This is a genomic window from Petrachloros mirabilis (genome assembly GCF_975968855.1).
The window spans coordinates 1-19,245 of sequence record NZ_CDLUDY010000248.1; the positions used below are offsets into that span (position 1 = coordinate 1).

The window sequence follows — 19,245 nt, forward strand, 5'->3', positions numbered from 1 at the left end:
ATGCAACGCCTTCATCATCTCGCGCCTGGGAATGCGTCACCTGCGGAGAGATGATCGATTCCGTCACCATCCCCAATCGCTTCCCCGATAAAAAACGGCAGGCTCATGAAGAACACACGCCTCCCCCTTCATCAATCCACCCAATCCACCCTAGCGAACACAAGGAAAAACACGCGCCGATAGAGTATCGGCCCCAAGTCTCTCTGCCCGATTGCTCGCATCACGAATGCACAATCATGACGGTACTCCATGGCTCACCGTCCCTTACGATCGAAGAGATTCTGGAACGCGTACCGGATCTCAGTTGGAGCCAAGTCTTTCTCACCATCCGCGAGCTGAGTCGCAAGGGAGCCATTGCGCTGCATCGACATGGCTTCACCTACACTGTTGAAAAAGTTCATCGTTCGTCGGTCAAAGGGGAAACGAATGGGCAGACGGCTTCTGATTATTGATAATGATCCACACATCTGTGAAGGCTTGAAAGACCGGCTTGAAGCGATTGGCTATAGCGTCATCGTCGCGTACGACGGAAGGACCGGCTTGGCAATGATGGCATTGGAAGGAAAGAATGCTCCGATCGGGGGCGTATTGCTGGATGTGCAGATGCCCGTCATGGACGGCATCGAAGTATTAAAGGAACTCCGAATTCATCATAAGGACGTGCCGGTTCTGATGATGTCCGCAGGAGGCGATCAAGGGATAATCGAGCAGGCGTTGGCAATGGGGGCTAATCATTATATTATGAAGCCATTTGAGGCGAGATCTCTTACGATACGGTGCGCGGAACTATTCCCCTTGGATGATTAAAAAGCGTACCGGTACAATGTTCTGAAGCTGCGGGCACTTGCCTCCACAGTTCCACACCTCTATTCGTGAAACAAACGGACAGCAACTTTCCGTCCCTTTATCCTCGCCCTTCCCAGCACGTCGAAAATCCGTTGAGCCATGGCCTCAGGCACATCTACGATGGAAAACCGCTCTTCTAGCGTGATCGCACCGATCTGATTCGAATTCACTTTTGCTTCATTTGCGATGGCTCCGACCAGATCACCGGGCCTTATACCTGCTTCTCGCCCCGCTCCGATATAAATACGCGCCATACCGGCATCGCGCGCGCGACGCCCAGGCCGTCCCATCGGCTGTCGTTCCCCAGGTCTTGCATGCTCGGCTCCGCGACGGAGGTCCCTGTAGCCCGTATGGCGCGGGATGTGACGTGAGAGCTCCGGCTGCCTGATCGGCATTGCAGGAATCTCTTGCTCCTCCCGTTCTCCGCCCTGGGCATGAAAGATCAGTTTCATCGCCGCTGCGGCAATGCTCGTCGGATCGCCAGAGGACTTCATCGCCTCGACGACACCCTTGAACTCAGGAAGATCCTCCGCCTTCATTGCCTCTTGAATAGCCATTCTGGTCCGTTCCAGCCTCTTGGCGAGAAGATCTGCGACGGAGGGTACCGGTGCGATCATCACCTTCGCCTTCGTGAGTTGTTCAATACTCCGCAAAAGGCGCTGCTCGCGGGGATCGAGAATGGTAATGGCTGAGCCTTCCCGCCCAGCCCGGCCTGTCCGTCCAATACGATGCACGTAGACTTCGGCGGATGAAGGCAGATCAAAATTAATCACGTGCGACACGTGGGGAATATCCAAGCCCCGCGCTGCGACATCAGTGGCAACCAGTAATTCCGTCTGGCCGGTCCGAAATGCCTGCATGACCCGATCGCGACTGGCTTGGCTCATCCCTCCGTGAATTGCTTCCGCACGATGGCCACGGCTGTTCAACATCGTGGTTACTTCGTCGACTTCCAATCTTGTACGGCAAAACACCAATGCGGACTTCGCACCTGCCATGTCGATGATCCGGACAAGCGCGGCCCCGCGATAGGGCCGGGTGACGATATAGGCCGTCTGCTGTACTCGCGGGGCTGAACCCGCCTTCACCGGCTCTTTGGCAATCGTGACTTCGACGGGATGCTTGAGGTGCCGGTGCGCGATTGATTTGATGCGCGGCGGCATCGTCGCAGAGAACAGCGCCGTCTGCTTTGTCGAAGGGGTTTGTTCGAGGATGGCGTCGAGATCGTCCGCGAATCCCATGTCCAGCATCTCGTCAGCCTCATCGAGGACGACGATCTGCACATGATTCAGTTTCAGTGTCTGGCGCCGGATATGATCGAGAGCCCGTCCCGGCGTAGCCACAATCACATCGACTCCGCGCCTCAGCGCGTGGAATTGCGGACCGATCGCTTGACCGCCATACACCGCTAACACACTCGTGTGGAGCTCTTTACCATAACGCTGCACCGCCTCGCCGACTTGGATGGCAAGCTCACGTGTCGGCACCAACACCAAGGCCGAAGGCTTTGCTTTCGGCCCGTGGGCGATCCGTTGAAGCATCGGAAGCGTGAAGGCCGCCGTCTTGCCCGTGCCGGTCGCGGCCTGCCCCAGAACATCCTTTCCTTTTAAGAGCGGGGGAATCGCCTCACGCTGAATCGGCGTCGGCTCTTCGTATCCCAATGTTTCCAGTGTGGCCAAGAGTGAGGCTTCCAAGCCCAATGCGGCAAAACCCGGCGAAAATCCGGTAGCAGTATGGGCGGAAACGGGATCGGATTTCTGGTGTTTCATGAACGCGTTCGACAACCTTTCTTGTTAAGGGACCGGGACCCGCTGAGGCCAGAGAAACTCGAGTTCAGGAAATTTCGCGCGATAGTCGGCATGACTCGCACGGATGACCCGATGGGCCTCAACACGGCCATACACACTGGTGATCTCAACCTTGTGCCGTACCGAACCTGGCGCCTGCTTGTACGTTAAAAAATAATGTCGCAATCGATCGATTAACGTCTGAGGACAATCGTCGATGTCATGAAACTCTCCGTAGACAGCGTCTTCCTGCATAACAGCAATGATTTTGTCATCCGCTTCTCCGCCATCCGCCATACTGAACCCGCCGATGGGAATAGCCGTAAGCAAAATGTCGCTGTGAGGAATGGTCTTTTCCGTTAAGACGCAAATGTCGAGCGGATCACCGTCGCCGACCATCCCCTTCCGCCTCGCCCGTTTGGAAAACAGTGCGGCGACCTTATCCCCGCAGTACGTCTGGGGAACCAGCCCATAATATACGGGACAGAAATTCGAAAACCGCTGCGGGCGATCCACCTTCAAGAAACCGCTGCCCTTGTCGACTTCGTACTTTACCGTGTCGGTCGGCACAATTTCGATATAGGTCGTCACGACAGCCGGCGCCTCTTCTCCGATCGAGACACCGTGCCAGGGATGCGCCTTGAACATCAGACTCATTAAACGCTGTATCGGATCTCCTCCTCGCCCCATCAGTGACTCCTTTGATAATCCCTCCCTACTTGTGCGTTCAAACGATCCCGACGCAGCCAAGGCCAATTCACTTTGAGTGAGTTGATCTGCGCTCCGTCTGCGCACTTCCAACGCGAGCTTTTCGAGGCCGCCCGTTGCGCGAGCACAGGAGCGCACTCGGCCTACTCTTCCGGTGGTTGAATCGGCCCCGCCCACTCCCCTTTGGCCAACGCGACTTCCTGAAATCCTCCATCGGGCCACTGAAACTGTCCTGCTTCATCCACGAGTACGATAAAGGGATCCGCCTCGTGTGCCTCTCCGCGAAACCAGTACCAGCCCGGTGCGGTTGGCTTTTTCTTGTTCCACTGGTAATTCGTCATACATTCCTTTCTCACGGGCTTTTGGGATCATCTAAATACCTGGCTTCCGCATGCACATGCTGGCGTAACGTTTCATGTGTAGGGGCTAGCCTTGCACGCTCTCGCCAAAAACCGTCCAAAGCAGCGTCGATCTCTTGAAGGTTGATCCCGTCCTGATCCGTATCCCGCTTGTATTCCAGATACGCCACAATGGCCCCGGCTTCCTCTCTCGTAAAAACAGACAGCTGACACCTGGCATGATCATGCCAGGTCATCGCACCATAGCGCCTGGGATTGACAAAGGCCGACTTCCCGATGGTCTTCTCATGGACACGTGAACCAGCTGAAACCTTGACGACTTTATCGGAAAACCCATGGGTGAGATGGAAGACAGGGTCGGCAGTCTGTAACAAACCCTGGAGATCTGCGATCAAAAATGCTGGAAGAAAATGACGGAAGCCTCCTTCCGAGAAAAAACTCAGTGCCGTGTGGTTAGGATCAAGAATTGCGGGATCAACCTGTGTCCAATGGGCGACGCCCTTGAAAGGGTCTGTCACCTCAGCCGGCTCACACCCTTCGTGACTCCCCTGAAGAAAGCCATCACCGGGATGCTCTGTCGTGCGAAAGGCCTCCTGAATCTTTTCTATGACCCGCTGTGCGTCCGCCACAGACTCCCGTACTCCCGCCATTCCTTCTCATGATGGCCTTCTGATACATTCTCCGAGAAAGAATAATGAATGTGAATGAACCTATCATGTCTCGCTTGCCAATAGAAGATGTTATCCGGGCTCTGCAAGACTGCTTACGGTCCGCATCCAACGCACTCCTTACCGCTCCGCCCGGTGCCGGGAAAACTACCGTCGTCCCGTTAGCCCTACTCGACGAACCGTGGCTTGAACGCAAAAAACTACTGCTGTTGGAACCACGGCGTCTCGCGGCCCGCGCAGCGGCGCACCGTATGGCCGCAAATCTGGGAGAATCCATCGGCGACACAGTCGGCTACCGGATGCGGCTCGATACGAAGGTGGGGCCGACAACACGGATCGAAGTTGTCACGGAAGGGATCCTCACTCGACTGCTTCAACAGGACCCGTCGCTCAGTGCTTACGGCATTGTGCTGTTCGACGAATTTCACGAACGTAGCTTGCAAGCTGACACGGGCCTGGCACTCTGCCTCGAATCACAACGACTCTTCCGCCCGGACCTTCGGCTCCTTGTCATGTCGGCGACATTGGATTGTGGACCGGTAAGCAACCTTCTGGGAGAGGCGCCTATGATCAGCTGTGAAGGCCGTATGTATCCGGTCGAGACTCGATATCTCGACCTCCCGGTATCCGGCCATCTCGATGCAGCTGTTACTCAAGTGATCCGGCGATCTTTGATTCGCGATCAGGGCAGCCTACTGGTCTTTCTACCAGGAATGGCGGAGATTCGTCGTGTCGAGCGCAAGCTGCTCGATGCCGACTTGAGTCCCTCCGTGAAGGTAGCCCCGCTTCACGGTGATCTCCCGCAAACTGCCCAGGACTTAGCAATTGCTCCGCCTGAACAAGGAAAAAGAAAAATTGTCCTCGCCACATCCATTGCGGAAACCAGTCTAACCATCGACGGTATACGCATCGTAATCGACGCCGGTCTCCTACGCGTCCCTCGGTTCGATCCCCGATCCGGATTGACCAGATTGGAGACGATCCGAGTGACACAGGATTCGGCGGAACAAAGGCAAGGGCGTGCCGGTCGTCTGGAGCCCGGCGTTTGCTATAGACTCTGGACGGAGCAAGAACACCGGTCACTTGCTCCGCGGAGACCGCCGGAGATCCTGGAGGCGGACTTGGCTCCGCTGGTACTGGATCTCGCTGTCTGGGGCACCAACAATCCGCTGGAACTCAATTGGCTGAACCCTCCGCCGAGCGGTACAATAGCCCAGGCAAAGGAATTGCTCCGACGCCTGGGTGCCCTGGACCCTACTGATCGCATCACGCCTCACGGCAGGCAGATGGCCGAGTTGCCGTTGCATCCGCGCTTGTCACATATGCTCCTGAGGGCCGGACCGCTTCACCTCACAAATCTTGCTTGTGAAGTTGCCGCCTTGTTAAGCGAGCGAGATCCGCTACGCGGACCGCCTGGTTGGCAACACGCAGATCTCAGACTCAGGCTTGATGTCTTACATGGACAATTGGACCAAACGGCCGGCGCAACGGTCGATCGAGATGTCTGCAATCGCATCAAACGCACGGCAGACCTGTGGCGTCAACAACGAAGCCGATTCGTCGACACATCAAAGTCTAGAGGCTGCACACCCGTTGAGGAAACCGGCCGTCTGTTGGCTTTCGCCTACCCCGACCGGATCGCCCAACGTCAAACAGGTCACGAGGGGCGTTACCTGATGGCGAACGGGCGTGGAGCATTGTTCGGCAAACCGGACCCGCTCGCAACGGAGCCATACCTGGTCATTGCAGAATTGGAAGGCAGCACACAATGGGCGAAAATCGGTCTGGCAGCTCCGATTACCCTCACTGACATCGAAACACTATGCGGCAAGGAGATCACCGAAGCCGATTCGGTCGTCTGGGATGAAAGAACACAGGCTGTCCGCGCGTCGAGACAGCGACGGCTGGGGGCCCTCATCCTGTCAGAACAGACCCTATCTAAAGCGGATCCGTCGCGGATCAGAGAGATGCTGCTGCAAGGTGTTCGACTAGCTGGACTTGAAACCTTGGCGTGGACACCCGAGTTGCGGCAATGGCAGGCACGCATCCAATTTCTCAGACGGGTAACGGGCGACGAGTCCGGCTGGCCGGACCTCTCCGACAGGGAGCTGATCCGGAGACTAGACGAATGGCTGGGGCCCTACTTGGATGGAATAACGACCCTTCGTCGGGTCCAGCAGATGGATCTTGCGACACCGTTACATGCGCTGTTGACCTGGGAGCAACAACGCGCAATCGATAGGCTCGCACCGACTCATCTCACCGTGCCCAGCGGCTCGAAGATCCGGATCCAGTACGACACCCCCGACCAGCCTATTCTCGCCGTCCGGCTCCAGGAAATGTTCGGCTGCAAGGAAACGCCACGCCTCGTCGATGGGAAAGTGCCGGTTATGGTGCATCTGCTGTCGCCGGCGAAACGGCCCGTACAGGTTACGAAAGATCTCGCAAGTTTTTGGGAAAACGCCTACCAGGACGTGCGCAAGGAACTGCGCGGCCGCTACCCCAAACACCACTGGCCTGAAGATCCGCTCAGCGCGCCACCAACGGCCAAGAGCAAACGACACACGGCATGAAGCTGACACACCGGTTTTTCTCCCTTGCCGAGCGTCTGAAAATCCCCTCCCATTCGTAGGGTAGACGCACGACATATCGGCAGACTATCGTGTGCCGCATGCGATTCTTATCCTCGACCTTTTTCTGTCTGACTCTTCTATCAATCCCGGTATTTGGCTCGGCAGAAGTGGCGGACGTGCATCCTTCCGATCTCTCGGAGTCTTTTGACGATGTCGACGACGCGACACGGCAGGCGGAAATCATTCAACAAGCCCAAGCATTCCTCGACAATCTGCACAACCATTGGGGGCAGAATCCTGAACGACTTCGCACCGCAATCGCGGGCCGGGCCGAACAGATTGACCAAAGCGCGCTCGTCTACCTGCGCAACATTGCAGCTCACGAGGTCTTGGAAAGCTACGAATTCCGCAGAGAGTCGTTGGTTAGCGGACGCTATATGTTGGTGCAACGACCGGTGAACGGATTGAATGAGTTCATCGGGTATTACAGTGTGCTCAAGCAATTCCTGAGCAACTCATATGGAGGACCGACGCTGGATGAGATCGTCTGGGATCACGATCTCTACCGATCCTTACCGGACTACTGGGGCGTGGCAGTCATGATCGGGCACCTCCACTACTATGCTTCATGGAACACGGCCGATGGAACAATATCCCTCGAATTGACCGGCAACCGCCACAGCAAACTGTTGTTGGAGTATACGAGTTATCAAGCCGGCACGCCGACGTAGTCTAATCCTCTTTTGAAAAGATAGCTGCTCCTCTGAACTCTATACAGGAATGTCCCGAACCCCGTCGTGGGACGTTCTCGATTGGTGAGTCAGTTTCACGACGTCTCCGTCTTTGACTGTGGACTCCTCCGTCCCGATCTTCTTGTTGACTGCCACCAGAACTTCACGATTCGCCATGAAGGGCCCCAGAGGGCCAAATTGCTCGGGATAGGCTTCTAGGAGCTTCTTCACCGTCATCACCCCCGACGGCTCGACCTCAAATTCGCATTCGCCCAACAGATCGCGCAGTGTCAAACCAAAAATCAGCACCTTGACCATTTACAGCCTCACTCTTGGAAATAGAGGGCTCACAAGTTTACCGAACGCGATAGAAACAAAACATTCTTCTCTTAAACGTTACTTTCTGCCCTTCACGTACCACGGGCGTGGCAGCGGAAACAATCCTGCCGTTTCGGGTGTCGTATCGGAACCGGCTTCATTCCATCGGCCTGATGACAGTGCACACAATCTTTTTCGTCGGTGACGGCTTGATGTTCAGCGCTCTTCGGAATCATCGGATTGCGGTCTTTTGGTGTAGGCAGTAAGGACACCCCCACCACAACCGCAACGGCAAAGAGCACAAAGAGCCAATCGATCTTACGGAGTTTCACACACCGGACCTTTCAGAGGTCTTAATTGCCGCATCATAGCTTTCTCGCAACAATTCCGCGACATGTTTTACCTGCACTGATTTCGGCAGACCAGTTTGCAATTGAATCATGCAGGCTGGGCAACTCGTTGCCACCACGTCTGCGCCTGTCTGTTCGACAGCACGACGTTTCCGATCCACGATCTTCTGAGACAGCTCGAAATCTTTGACTAGGTACGTCCCTGCCCCTCCTGCGCAGCGATCGGCATCCGGCATTTCGACGAAGTCTAGAGCAGGTAAGTCGGCTAACAACTTACGCGGCTCTTTCGTAACGCCGGCCGCTCGAAGATGGCAGGACGAATGATAAGTTACTTTCTTACGAGACCCCGTACCGGCCATGGGAGGATGCACGGAAGACTGCGCCACAAACTCAGAAATATGCTTCACCTTCCCGGCCAGATTTTCCGCGGCCTGCTGCTCAGGAAGACCGGCGAAGAGCGCGGGATAATCTTTCAACATCAGGGTACAGGAGGCACACCCTGTTACGATGGTTTCATACTCGGCGAATGACCGTAGGTTCACCCGTGCCCCTTCTCTTGCTAGCTCACGATGGCCATAGGTTTCAATCGGGGTTCCCGAACAGCGTTGCTCCGGAAGATCCGGTTCCACTCCATGCCTTCTCAGAACGGCTATGACGGCATCTCCCACCCCGTCATCGAAATAATTCGCAGCACAGCCATGAAAATACGCAACCTTGGGGCGAGCCGCTTGTTCAGATCCTGGTATGAGGGATCTATGGCGATCTCGGAGCTGTCTCACCGCGAGTTTTGGGATGGCAATTTCGGGCGCCAGTCTGGCGGATGGGGCCAGCCGACTCAGGATCGGACGACTAACCCAATCGAGCAGACGACGCATAAACGGGATGCTCCAGAGGGCCTGACATCTCGCCAATAACTTTAAATATGATGCAAATCGTTCTGATTGTGAATGGAGTTTAAATATAATACCGGCCAATTGGTTCGGTCGTTCTGCGCGCCGGTCCAAGATGAGCTGCGAGACATCTACTCCTGCCGGACAGGCCGTTCGACAGGACTTACAATTAAGACAAGCCTCGACGATCCGTTTCGAATCCGAATACCGGTACTCCTTATCTGTAACAATCTCAAACCACCCTCGCGAACTCATGTCCTCGGACCGCATCACATCGTAGACCGGACATACGGCATTGCATTTCGCGCAGGTCGCACAGGACTTTGAAAGCCTCATATAATCAATGTGATCTGTAAAGGCCTGTTCGCTGATTTTGACTCCTGGATTAAAGATGCCGGATGGATCGAAGCTCCGCTTCACCTGAATGAACAAGTCGTACAGCTCGGGGCCGAACATCTTTTGGACATATTCTGCCCGAACCCGGCCATCGCCATGCTCCCCGCAAATCGAACCGCCGAAACGCTCCAATACCGTCCGATGAATCTCCTGGTATCCATACACCATCTTCTTGAAATCCGATTCGTCATTCACGTCAAGGAGGGGTACGATATGGGCATTCCCATTTCCGATGTGCCCGAATACCGCCACCGGAACTCGCTGCCCTTCGAAAAAGTCCTCCAGATAGCGAATCAACTCACTGATCCGTTCCGCCGGAACGACGACGTCATCGACGAAGTTGATCGGCTTCTTGTGCGGATCGAAACGGTACAGCGTCGGATACAGGGCCTTTCTCGCCTTCCATAGCTCGTCGCGCTGTTCTTGATCATAGGCAATGACGACTTCGGACGAGAGAGGATAGCGTTGACAAATCCTCGCCATTCGATCGGCCCGCTCGCGCAGCTCGCTGCGCGAGTCGTCCCCATCAAGCTCGGCAAGCAAAGTGGCGGCTGCATCGGGAGGGATGCCGTGTTTCGCCCGGCCGATCAAATCCAGTGTATTGGAATCCAAGACCTCCAGCGCGCTGGGAGCCAGCTCAAGCAACTTGGGAACGGCGTCACCGACATCTTCCAGTCGTGTAAAGTGAATCAACGCTGTGAGAGTCGTTTCAGGTCTATCGACCAACCGGATTGTCGCTTCACTGAAAATCCCCAACGTCCCCTCACTCCCGACAAACAGCTTCGGCAAGTCCAGAAGCCCATGCTCCAGGCCATCCACCAGTCCGAACAGGTTGTACCCGCAACTGTTCTTGCTCACCGCAGGCCGTTTCTCTTGAATAATGGCCCTGTGCTCTTGCAAGAGCGCCCTTGTCGCATAAAGTGATTGATGCCTTGTGATCAATTCACTCAGGGAGGGGTCATCCAGCGCGTAGCTCCTCGCATCCAGCCAATCCCCGTTTTGCAGGCAAACCCGCATGGATTCAATATTGTCCTTCACCGCTCCGTACCGGAGCGTATGTGGGCCGGCAGAATTGTTGGCCAACATGCCGCCAATCTTGCACATATCCCCGCTCGAGGGATCAGGCCCGAACATCAGACCTTGGGGAGCTAGCTGCTTGTTAAGCTCTGCCAACACGATTCCCGGTTGGACACGAGCCCAACGGGCCTCTCTGTTTACTTCTAGAATCCGATGCAACCGCGACACGTCAAGAATGATTCCGGATCCGATTGCAGAACCAGTCAGATTCGTGCCAGCCGCGCGCGGGGTGAGTGGAATACCTCGGGTCCGAGCGTACCCGACGAGGGTCTGGATGTGATCTTCTGATTCCACGAGGACGACGGCCTGAGGCACCATCCGGTAGATACTGGCGTCGACGGCATAGGCCGTTTTGGTCGGTCCATCATCCTTGACAAGATCTTGACCGATCAATCGACGGAGATCAGAAACTGCAGCACGAGTCGCGTCGGGCATAACAAGAGACATGGCGGCGGCATACTAGCAGAAGATGGAAAACCTACGCCAGGGCGCTCCGCATTCGTCATATACGAAGAAGGAGTGAGTTCAGCCTTCACATGGTTGAGACGCCTAAAACGAGTCGTTATCATATGCGGCAGATGACTGACCCTAAACCAGTGCTTTACCTGTCTCGGCTACTGCCCGATCCTGTCATGGTGCGAATCCGTGAACGATTCGCGCTCTTGCAAGAACCCGTTGAAACTCCGCCTTCTCCTTCAATACTCAGAGATGGGTTAGCTCAAGCAGATGCCGCAATTGTGACTCTCACCGATCGAATCGACGAAGCGGCACTTGAGCGGACTCAGAAGCTTAAGATTGTCGCTAATTACGCCGTCGGCTACAACAATATCGACCTGGGCGCCGCAGAGCGGCGTGGCATTACGGTCACCAACACACCAGATGTGCTCACCGATGCCACGGCGGATATTACCTGGGCCCTGATCCTGGCCACAGCACGGCGTATCGTCGAGGGGGACCAGCTAGTCAGGAGCGGCCGCTGGACTGGCTGGGCACCGACGCAATTACTCGGCAGCGCAGTTTCAGGAACAACTTTGGGCATTGTCGGGATGGGGAGAATCGGGCAGGCTGTCGCTCACCGGGCTACAGGTTTCCAGATGAAGGTCCTCTACCATACCCGAAGTCCGATCGAGGTCCAGTCGAGCCAATCCTCCTGGCAGAAGTCACCATTGCCCGAGTTGCTCCGAACTTCCGACTTCGTTACGCTTCACGTGCCACTGACCCCGGATACACACCATATGATTGGATCAAGGGAACTTCAGTTGATGAGACCGTCAGCGATCTTGATCAACACGGCACGAGGTCCGATTGTGGATGAAACGGCCCTGGTCGCCGCATTGGGTGACAGGATAATCGCAGGCGCCGGCCTCGATGTCTATGAAGATGAACCTCGACTCCAACCAGGCCTATCAGAGTTCAAGCAAGTAGTTATCCTCCCTCATGTCGGATCAGGAACGATGGCTACAAGAGTAGAAATGGGTATGATTTGTATCAAGAACATCAATGCCGTGCTGGAAGGACGGCCAGCCCCGAACAAGGTTAACCTGCCAAAATAGTCTCGATATGCACAGGCATTTTAGAAGAAAAACGCGAAGACAAGTAGCAGGAGGAACCTGCGATGTTGAGGTGAGCCTGAAGAACGCTTGATGAAGTCCTTGAAGAGACCTGGCAGCTAGGCTGCGCCTATACATACATACCGTGTCGTATGCATCCAGGTTCGTCACACTAGCACGTAGGTGTCGCGAGTTGAATTGTGTGATGACGGCTTACGTGGCGAAACGAAATGCCTTTGCGGCTGAAGAAGTCAGTTTCGGGAGGGATCGAATCGATGCCAAGCGTTTCGGCACATCATGGAAGTCAGGGATGGTTTCGAACATGGTAGCAGCTAATTTCCATTGCTCTTGCTTTTCGTACAGCAACCCCAATTCATATCGGACCGCTTGAGCTTTGGCCCCTTGACAGCGTGGATCGGTCAGGAGTTGCTCGAGTTGCGCTGAAGCAGCATCGTACTGTTCTTGTCCTTTGAGACAGACAGCGATCATCAGACAAGAGTCCAGAAAGACGTCGGGGCCTTTCGTCGCGTGAGAGAACTCCTCCAACGCTTCCTGAAACATACCCATATTCTTGTAAGCCACCCCTAGCGTGTAATGGACTTCCGGTTCCAAACCATCGGTGGTTTCCGGCAAGGCTCCCTCCGATTGATCAGATTCTGGCGCATCCATTCCCAGACTGGATTTCAGCTTGGCGACAATCGGACTGGCGGGAGCTAGTTCCCTGACCTTCCCGAACAACTCTCTCAACTTGGTGCCCGCTACCCTGTCGGGATTCTCAGCCAGAAGCTCAAGCGACCGGGCGTATTGGAGCGCCGCCCCTGCTCCATCACCTTTTGCCTCAAGAAGCTGACCAAGATAATCACGAGCTTCGCCGTTATCGGGTTCCGCTCTGACAACCGACCCAAGCCATTGTTCAGCCTCCCCTTGCTGCCCTTGTTGTATATATTGGTAAAAGCGCTCTCCCATCGAAAGGGCTGAAGTTTCTGGTCCCTCCGAAACGGGCTCTGGCAACCCCGTACTCCATTGATCGTCGGGCTCAGCACCTTCAAGAGAAAAGCCTGAATCCGACGTATCCAAAATATTCGCCGCCTCTTCAACCGGTTCAGGCGAAAACTGTTCCTGTGTAGCCGTATCAGAACATGCCACCGTCCTTACATCGTCGGGTTCGGCGACAACTAGCGAAAACTCCTCTTGCGGAATTTCCACCGTGGCAGCTGGTGACGGCTGCTCGCAGGGTGACTGCTGAACGGCCTCTGTTTTACCTTCGATAAGAGCGGCAAGCTTCTTTGCCGTCTGGCTGTCCGGAGCCAACCTTTGAACCTTTTCGAAAATTTCTTCGTGGAGGGTCGGCATACCAGGTTCCGGATTCTTGAGCAGAACCTCTATAGCTTTGCCATAGTCCTGAACGGCCGCCTCACTATTACCCTGCTCTGCGCAGAGGTCACCCTGAAGCTCCAAGAGCGGAACAGAATTTGGTTCAGCGGAGAGAAATTCTGAAATGAGCGCTTGTGCTTGCGGATAGTCTTGTGCCCTCAGGGCTGCTCCGGCTAGAAAGCGGTATTCGCCTAACGCTACCTGGAGTTGCCCCTGCTGCAAGTGCAAGCGAGCCAGCAGCTGACAAACCTGAGGATTACCCGGCTCCTGTGTCAGAAGTTGATTGAGGATCGCTTCGGCACCGGCAAATTGTCTCTCTTCGAGGCGCCGACTCGCTTCTGCAAGGAGATCGGGAGGATCACCGGGATTGGCTGCCGGATTTGTTCCCGGCCTGGAGACTTTGGTCGGATTCCCACCCGTTTTTTCAAAATGCTCGATGTATTGTTGCGCTTCGTTGTTACTCGGATCGATGCGCAACACCGATTGGTACGCTTCTTTCGCTTCAGCAAAACGTTGCTGCGCGGATCGCTCCCTTCCAAGCTGGAGATACACTTTTGTGGCTTCGTCCTGCCTATTTTCCTGCAGACATAAATCGGCCACACGTTGTTGCGCATCCAGATTGGAGGGGTCCCGGCTGACAATACACTTGTAAATATCCAGTGCTTCTTTGGTTTTTCCCGTTTTCAGGTAATGCTTTCCGAGTGTCAGGTAATCTTGAACCGCGCTGCTCAATAGGCCGCGCTCGGCATTCAAGTCACCTAAATAGCGGTAAATGTCGTAGCGAGTTGGATCGAGCTTCAATACCTTCTTGTAGGTCGCGATGGCTTTGAGGGTAGCTCCCTCCGCGCGGAAGGCACCGGCGGCTTGCACAAAGGAGTTAACGGCATCATTCGTTGCGTTTCGCTTCAAATGCAGTTCGCCGATCGAATTGTGGATGCTCCCGTCGCCCGGCGACTCAGCAGAGAGCTTCTTCCATTCGTTGATCGCGGCGTCGAACTGTCCCTTTGAAGCAAAGAGCTGGGCGCTTTGCAGAACTTTGCTTCGGTCGATGCCCAAAACAAACCTCCAACATTCAATAAACGCTAACAGTATCAATGGGTTTTGTCAACGAAATGGGAAAAGACAGGCGGGAAATTTTCCGTAAAAATACAAAGGCCTACCGCTACCGCGGCAGGCCTTTGTCTTACAGAGTTGAAGGGTGCGTCGTCTTATGATGCCGTAACGGACATCTTCATGACATTGGCGGCCTGAGGCCCTTTGGCGCCCTGTACAATATCGAATTCGACGTTTTCCCCCTCCTTTAAGGATTTGAATCCATCTCCCTGAAGCGCAGAGTAATGGACGAAAACATCCTCTCCGCTATCCAATCTGATGAATCCAAACCCCTTCCGGTCATTGAACCACTTCACCGTGCCTTTGGTCTTCACGAAATCCTCCTTTCCTCAACGGCTGCATAGCCTTACACAGCCGAGCCCGAACCCAGTTTGCTCACGCCACACATAGAATGAACGAAAAATTTAAGAAAAGAGAACCGGGGTTGGATGGGTGGGCCCTCTGAAGAAAAATGAAGCACTTACAAGACCCATTGGGGTTACAAATCGCGCAGCATGTACCATGCCATTGCAAAGCTTGTCAAGCTGTTCTTTTGGGATCGGAGAATACGCCATCTTATAGACAAGTCGTACCCACTCCCCTATAGTGTCGCCGCACACCAGGAACCAACGGGGTCATGCTCCTCAGAACCCTCTTAGATCGCTATATCTTTACCGAACTGCTTTCTCCCTTCAGCCTCAGCTTGGGGGCGCTCTGTTTCGTCATGTTGACCAGAGAATTGCTTCGCCTCGTGGAATTACTCGTTTCCAAGGGTGTTGGCATTATGGCGGTCCTCAATGTCTTCGCCCATCTGCTTCCTTCTTTTCTGGTGCTGACGCTACCGATTGCCGGCATTATCGCCTCAATCACCGCCTTTGGCCGGCTTTCATTTGATAAAGAACTGGTTGCCATGCGGGCAGCCGGGCTCAGTCTCTCCCGATTGACTCGTCCCGTCTTCCTCTTCGCCTTATTGGTCTTTGCACTCACGCTCTGGCTGGCGCAATGGGGACAACCCTGGAGCTCTGTGAATCTCAAGAAGGTAGCTCTCAATCTCCTCAAAGATCAACTCGCGCTGGCTTTGGAAACAGGTTCGTTTAATGAACCCATTCCCAACATGATGATCTATGTCTCCGACAAGACATCCGACCACACCGCGAACAGTATCTTTATCTCCGATGGCAGAGACGCTGACGATCCGCGAATCATTGTGGCACAACAGTATCGAATCCTGATGGATCCCTCGACCGATCAGATCGCCCTCAGACTGCAAGACGGCGTGATCCACAGCCGCCCGGAACAGCTCGATCAATATCAGTACGCGTCGTTTTCAACCTACGACCTTAAACTCTCTCTGAAACAGACCGGATATGCGGCAACAGAGGAACGCCCGACCTACGAACAACTTATCACTCAGCTTGATCAAAGCGACTGGCGCGACACCGGAGCCTTACGACGTCTCATGGAACATTACAAAGATCTGGCTTTCCCGACAGCATCCTTGATTTTCTGCATTCTCGGGGTCCCTGTTGGCATCGTCTCGAAACGTTCTGGAAGAATCGGAGGGTTTGCGGTCGGCGTGCTTGTCGTGATCATCTATTACGTCCTGAACGTGGCGTGTGAATTTCTTGTGACAACCACCATCATCTCACCATTTGTCGGAGCCTGGATGCCTAACGCCTGTTTTTTCCTCCTCACCGGAGCCTGGTTCTATAAGATGAGCCGTCAATAACTCTATGCCGATCTTATTTCGTTACCTGCTCCGCGAGTACGCAAAAATATTTTTCATGTGTTTTGCCGGATTGATGACGATCTATCTGGTCATCGACTTCTTTGAAAAAGTACGTCGCTTCTTGCGATACGATGCGGATTGGATCAATGTCCTTTCTTACTTCGTATTAAAAGTACCGGGGATTTCGTTTCAGATCGCCCCACTTGCAATTCTAATGGCCACGCTGTTGACGCTGGGCTTGTTATCCCGCAGTCACGAAATTACCGCGATGCGGAGTTGCGGCATCAGCCTGCCTTGGATCACTTCTCCGTTTCTCGGATTCGCGATTTGCGTGGCGCTGGTTCTCCTTCTGTTCAGTTCGACCGTTATTCCGCTGGCCTCGAACAAGGCTGAGGTCATCCGTGTCGTCCAGATCGAGAAAAAACCCGCCTCGGCAGTTCTCAAGCCGGCGAGCCCTTGGGCAAGAATTAACGCCGATACGCTGCTGCACGTTGACAGTATCGCTGTCGGCGGCGCGACACTTGGAGGTATTCAGCTTTACCACTTCGATTCGGACTTTCGATTGATTGATATGATCGAAGCCCAAGAAGCCCATTATGCCGATAAGGCATGGACATTACACGAGGGGTTTCAACGTCATTTCAACCGGGACAGCACCGTTACCGTTGAGCAGTTTGAGCACAAACCCGTCGCGCTCAACTTGATCCCCGCAGATTTTTCCGGAGGCATGGCTGGCGATTCGGAATCCATGACGTTCCGCGATCTCCGCGGATACACCGGACGCCTCTATCAGAGCGGCTCTCAGTTTGCCCGGCTTTTGACTGACTACTATGGACGTATTGCCTTTCCCTTTGTCACCATCATCATGGTGCTTGTGGGGATCGCTCTCAGTCTGAGACGAACCGGCACCAGAGGGGGCAGCATGGCCGTAGGAATCGGACAGGCCCTTGTCGTCGGATTTTTATACTGGGCTACCCATTCTATCGCCATTGCGTTCGGTCGGGGCGGCGCGCTACCTCCTATCGTGGCCGGCTGGATGACCAATGTGTTGTTTCTCAGCTACGGCCTGTACCTCATGCTCAAGGTCCGTTATTAGCGCGCTGCAGCTTTCTCCGGCGTGATCATCTGCCGGTTGACTGATCTCAGTGCTTCCGGTAAGTAGAATGTATGATTGAAAGGGTATGCACCGCATGAGAAGTAGAGTCGTCATTACGGGCCTGGGCATTGTCTCTCCCATTGGCATCGGGGTCAGCGACTTCTGGAAGGCAGCACTGGAGGGGCGGTCCGGCATTTCTGGAATTCAGGGATTCGATCCTTTCTCAATCGACGGGTATCGCTCCAAAATCGCCGGTCAAGTACACAATTTTTCACCAGAACGATACATTGACAACGTGCAAGCCGAACGAGTCGATCGTTATGCACAGTTCGCACTCGTCGCAGCCAAGGAAGCTCTGGCCGATTCTCAACTCCAGATGGTCAGGGAGAATCCCCACCGCGTAGGCGTCATCGTCGGTGCCGGAATGGGCGGCATGGTAATGGGGGAACGGGAGATCACTCAACTGTACCAACAGCAGCGGCCCCACCGGGTGCACCCGAATTTCATACCGGTTATCACATTGAACTCCGCCTCCGGTATCGTGGCGATGGTCTATGGCGCGAAAGGACCCAACTTCACGATTTCGACTGCTTGTTCGTCAAGCGCCCACGCATTGGGGCAAGCCATGCAATGTATCCGGGATGGACGGGCTGATGTCGTAATAACCGTCGGCGCCGACGCCAGCATTACCCCGCTGGTCTTTGCCGGTTTCTGCTCGCTTCGTGCGCTTTCAACGAAATACAATGATCAGCCAGACAAAGCTTCCCGCCCTTTTGATCGACAGCGAGACGGATTCGTGATGGGCGAAGGAGCTGGAGCGCTCATCTTGGAGTCTGCTACGCATGCGAAGAAACGCAAAGCACGAGTGTATGCGGAAGTCGCCGGCTATGCCGCGACAAGCGAGGCCTATCATATGGTAATTCCTCGTGAAGATGGCGAAGAAGTCGCCACTACCATGCGTCTAGCTTTGAAGGATGCGGGTGCGACGCCTGGAGACATTGATTATATTAATGCCCATGCCACCTCCACCATCATCGGCGATGCCGTTGAAGCCAAAGCGATCCGTCAAGTCTTTACATCGAGGGCCGACAAGATTGCCGTGAGCGCAACGAAATCCCTGATAGGGCATACGTTGGGAGCCGCTGGCGCCATTGGTGGAATCGCTTCCGCACTCGCAATTCACACCGGGCAGATCCATCCCACAGCCAATTTTGACGAGCCCGATCCTGCCTGCAATCTGAAGGGAATCCGTCGCACCGTTCAGGAACGAAACGTCAAAGGTGCCATGCTCAATGCGTTCGGGTTCGGCAGCAATAACGCGGCCGTCGTCATCAGGCGGTATGCGGCCTAACGGTTAAGGCGACAAACTTACCTCGCAGAGGGTACCGACCGATGACCGATCAATCTATAGTTCGGCAGATCACTCAAGCGTTGGCTGAATATCTGAAACGTGAGGCTGCATCGATCGAGCCCGATCATCACCTTCGTGATGATCTTGGACTTGACTCGATGGCCGTCATCGAGCTGCTCTATAAGATAGAAGAGAAATTTAACATCCAAATTCCGGACCAAGACCTTCCCGCCCTTACGACGGTAGCGACGGTAGCCGGTTACGTCGAGAAGCGTTTGTCTCCAATGCCGCGCTCCAAAAAGGGATCGGCCCCGAAGAAGAGCCAAAGAAAAAGCAAGAAAAAGTAGGCC

18 protein-coding genes are annotated in these 19,245 nt (G+C 54.6%); 9 read left to right on the forward strand and 9 right to left on the reverse strand.

The window, feature by feature from the left end:
- Together ACWVCN_RS10255 and ACWVCN_RS10260 are read left to right on the forward strand one after the other, a co-directional pair.
- Positions 1 to 452: hypothetical protein (locus ACWVCN_RS10255; RefSeq protein ID WP_455245559.1), on the forward strand; the 452-nt coding region annotated here is incomplete at its 5' end.
- A complete protein-coding gene (locus tag ACWVCN_RS10260; protein WP_455245560.1) occupies positions 427 to 807 on the forward strand; it encodes a response regulator transcription factor in 381 nt (126 codons plus the stop codon). The genes ACWVCN_RS10255 and ACWVCN_RS10260, both read left to right, overlap by 26 nt.
- A gap of 59 nt (positions 808 to 866) precedes the next feature.
- On the opposite strand, the gene ACWVCN_RS10265 is transcribed toward ACWVCN_RS10260, so the two are convergent.
- The 4 genes from ACWVCN_RS10265 to ACWVCN_RS10280 all read right to left on the reverse strand — a co-directional run bounded on the left by ACWVCN_RS10265 (position 867) and on the right by ACWVCN_RS10280 (position 4,350).
- Positions 867 to 2,615, reverse strand: a complete 1,749-nt coding sequence (locus ACWVCN_RS10265; RefSeq protein ID WP_455245561.1) for a DEAD/DEAH box helicase — start codon at positions 2,613 to 2,615, stop codon at positions 867 to 869.
- A gap of 24 nt (positions 2,616 to 2,639) precedes the next feature.
- On the reverse strand, positions 2,640 to 3,323 hold the full coding sequence (locus ACWVCN_RS10270) for an inorganic pyrophosphatase (RefSeq protein ID WP_455245562.1): 684 nt from the start codon (positions 3,321 to 3,323) through the stop codon (positions 2,640 to 2,642).
- A 161-nt stretch (positions 3,324 to 3,484) separates the two neighbouring features.
- Positions 3,485 to 3,682, reverse strand: coding sequence for a hypothetical protein (locus ACWVCN_RS10275; protein ID WP_455245564.1), 198 nt, complete (start codon positions 3,680 to 3,682; stop codon positions 3,485 to 3,487).
- Positions 3,683 to 3,693: 11 nt separating this feature from the next.
- Positions 3,694 to 4,350, reverse strand: coding sequence for a DUF6714 family protein (locus ACWVCN_RS10280; protein ID WP_455245565.1), 657 nt, complete (start codon positions 4,348 to 4,350; stop codon positions 3,694 to 3,696).
- Between the two features lie 65 nt (positions 4,351 to 4,415).
- Between ACWVCN_RS10280 and hrpB the strand changes: the two genes are divergently transcribed.
- Both hrpB and ACWVCN_RS10290 read left to right on the forward strand, forming a co-directional pair.
- A complete protein-coding gene (gene hrpB, locus ACWVCN_RS10285) occupies positions 4,416 to 6,941 on the forward strand; it encodes an ATP-dependent helicase HrpB (protein ID WP_455245566.1) in 2,526 nt (841 codons plus the stop codon).
- Between the two features lie 98 nt (positions 6,942 to 7,039).
- The gene (locus tag ACWVCN_RS10290; protein WP_455245567.1) at positions 7,040 to 7,672 is read left to right on the forward strand and encodes a hypothetical protein; all 633 of its coding nucleotides are present in this window, start codon (positions 7,040 to 7,042) and stop codon (positions 7,670 to 7,672) included.
- A gap of 39 nt (positions 7,673 to 7,711) precedes the next feature.
- Here ACWVCN_RS10290 and ACWVCN_RS10295 read toward each other — a convergent pair whose 3' ends face one another.
- The 3 genes from ACWVCN_RS10295 to ACWVCN_RS10305 all read right to left on the reverse strand — a co-directional run bounded on the left by ACWVCN_RS10295 (position 7,712) and on the right by ACWVCN_RS10305 (position 11,138).
- Positions 7,712 to 7,990 (reverse strand): MoaD/ThiS family protein, encoded by a 279-nt coding sequence (locus ACWVCN_RS10295; RefSeq protein ID WP_455245568.1) that lies wholly within the window; start codon positions 7,988 to 7,990, stop codon positions 7,712 to 7,714.
- Between the two features lie 92 nt (positions 7,991 to 8,082).
- Positions 8,083 to 8,322, reverse strand: coding sequence for a hypothetical protein (locus ACWVCN_RS10300; protein ID WP_455245569.1), 240 nt, complete (start codon positions 8,320 to 8,322; stop codon positions 8,083 to 8,085).
- The gene (locus ACWVCN_RS10305; RefSeq protein ID WP_455245571.1) at positions 8,319 to 11,138 is read right to left on the reverse strand and encodes an FAD-binding and (Fe-S)-binding domain-containing protein; all 2,820 of its coding nucleotides are present in this window, start codon (positions 11,136 to 11,138) and stop codon (positions 8,319 to 8,321) included. The genes ACWVCN_RS10300 and ACWVCN_RS10305 overlap by 4 nt, the downstream gene beginning before the upstream one ends.
- A 134-nt stretch (positions 11,139 to 11,272) precedes the next feature.
- Here ACWVCN_RS10305 and ACWVCN_RS10310 point away from each other — a divergent pair, with 134 nt between their 5' ends.
- Positions 11,273 to 12,256, forward strand: coding sequence for a 2-hydroxyacid dehydrogenase (locus tag ACWVCN_RS10310; RefSeq protein ID WP_455245572.1), 984 nt, complete (start codon positions 11,273 to 11,275; stop codon positions 12,254 to 12,256).
- 210 nt (positions 12,257 to 12,466) lie between these two features.
- On the opposite strand, the gene ACWVCN_RS10315 is transcribed toward ACWVCN_RS10310, so the two are convergent.
- Both ACWVCN_RS10315 and ACWVCN_RS10320 read right to left on the reverse strand, forming a co-directional pair.
- Positions 12,467 to 14,683: a tetratricopeptide repeat protein gene (locus ACWVCN_RS10315; protein WP_455245573.1), complete on the reverse strand. Its 2,217-nt coding sequence runs from the start codon at positions 14,681 to 14,683 to the stop codon at positions 12,467 to 12,469.
- 152 nt (positions 14,684 to 14,835) lie between these two features.
- Entirely contained in the window at positions 14,836 to 15,054 is a 219-nt protein-coding gene (locus ACWVCN_RS10320) for a cold shock domain-containing protein (protein ID WP_455242353.1), read from the reverse strand.
- Between the two features lie 302 nt (positions 15,055 to 15,356).
- Here ACWVCN_RS10320 and lptF point away from each other — a divergent pair, with 302 nt between their 5' ends.
- The 4 genes from lptF (at position 15,357) to ACWVCN_RS10340 (ending at position 19,242) form a co-directional block, all read left to right on the forward strand.
- Positions 15,357 to 16,448: an LPS export ABC transporter permease LptF gene (lptF, locus tag ACWVCN_RS10325; RefSeq protein ID WP_455245575.1), complete on the forward strand. Its 1,092-nt coding sequence runs from the start codon at positions 15,357 to 15,359 to the stop codon at positions 16,446 to 16,448.
- A gap of 4 nt (positions 16,449 to 16,452) precedes the next feature.
- Positions 16,453 to 17,544 (forward strand): LPS export ABC transporter permease LptG, encoded by a 1,092-nt coding sequence (gene lptG / locus ACWVCN_RS10330; protein ID WP_455245576.1) that lies wholly within the window; start codon positions 16,453 to 16,455, stop codon positions 17,542 to 17,544.
- Positions 17,545 to 17,638: 94 nt separating this feature from the next.
- The gene (gene fabF / locus ACWVCN_RS10335) at positions 17,639 to 18,895 is read left to right on the forward strand and encodes a beta-ketoacyl-ACP synthase II (RefSeq protein WP_455245577.1); all 1,257 of its coding nucleotides are present in this window, start codon (positions 17,639 to 17,641) and stop codon (positions 18,893 to 18,895) included.
- Between the two features lie 41 nt (positions 18,896 to 18,936).
- Positions 18,937 to 19,242, forward strand: coding sequence for an acyl carrier protein (locus tag ACWVCN_RS10340; protein WP_455245578.1), 306 nt, complete (start codon positions 18,937 to 18,939; stop codon positions 19,240 to 19,242).
- The last annotated feature ends 3 nt before the right edge of the window (positions 19,243 to 19,245 follow it).

Bases quoted from the DNA above. Each gene is read 5' to 3' on its own strand.
- ACWVCN_RS10340 (WP_455245578.1), top strand. From the start codon at position 18,937: ATGACCGATCAATCTATAGTTCGGCAGATCACTCAAGCGTTGGCTGAA.
- ACWVCN_RS10275 (WP_455245564.1), bottom strand. From the start codon at position 3,682: ATGACGAATTACCAGTGGAACAAGAAAAAGCCAACCGCACCGGGCTGG.
- ACWVCN_RS10305 (WP_455245571.1), bottom strand. From the start codon at position 11,138: ATGCCCGACGCGACTCGTGCTGCAGTTTCTGATCTCCGTCGATTGATC.
- fabF (WP_455245577.1), top strand. From the start codon at position 17,639: ATGAGAAGTAGAGTCGTCATTACGGGCCTGGGCATTGTCTCTCCCATT.
- lptG (WP_455245576.1), top strand. From the start codon at position 16,453: ATGCCGATCTTATTTCGTTACCTGCTCCGCGAGTACGCAAAAATATTT.
- ACWVCN_RS10265 (WP_455245561.1), bottom strand. From the start codon at position 2,615: ATGAAACACCAGAAATCCGATCCCGTTTCCGCCCATACTGCTACCGGA.
- ACWVCN_RS10295 (WP_455245568.1), bottom strand. From the start codon at position 7,990: ATGGTCAAGGTGCTGATTTTTGGTTTGACACTGCGCGATCTGTTGGGC.
- hrpB (WP_455245566.1), top strand. From the start codon at position 4,416: ATGTCTCGCTTGCCAATAGAAGATGTTATCCGGGCTCTGCAAGACTGC.
- lptF (WP_455245575.1), top strand. From the start codon at position 15,357: ATGCTCCTCAGAACCCTCTTAGATCGCTATATCTTTACCGAACTGCTT.
- ACWVCN_RS10260 (WP_455245560.1), top strand. From the start codon at position 427: ATGGGCAGACGGCTTCTGATTATTGATAATGATCCACACATCTGTGAA.
- ACWVCN_RS10290 (WP_455245567.1), top strand. From the start codon at position 7,040: ATGCGATTCTTATCCTCGACCTTTTTCTGTCTGACTCTTCTATCAATC.
- ACWVCN_RS10280 (WP_455245565.1), bottom strand. From the start codon at position 4,350: ATGGCGGGAGTACGGGAGTCTGTGGCGGACGCACAGCGGGTCATAGAA.
- ACWVCN_RS10310 (WP_455245572.1), top strand. From the start codon at position 11,273: ATGCGGCAGATGACTGACCCTAAACCAGTGCTTTACCTGTCTCGGCTA.
- ACWVCN_RS10270 (WP_455245562.1), bottom strand. From the start codon at position 3,323: ATGGGGCGAGGAGGAGATCCGATACAGCGTTTAATGAGTCTGATGTTC.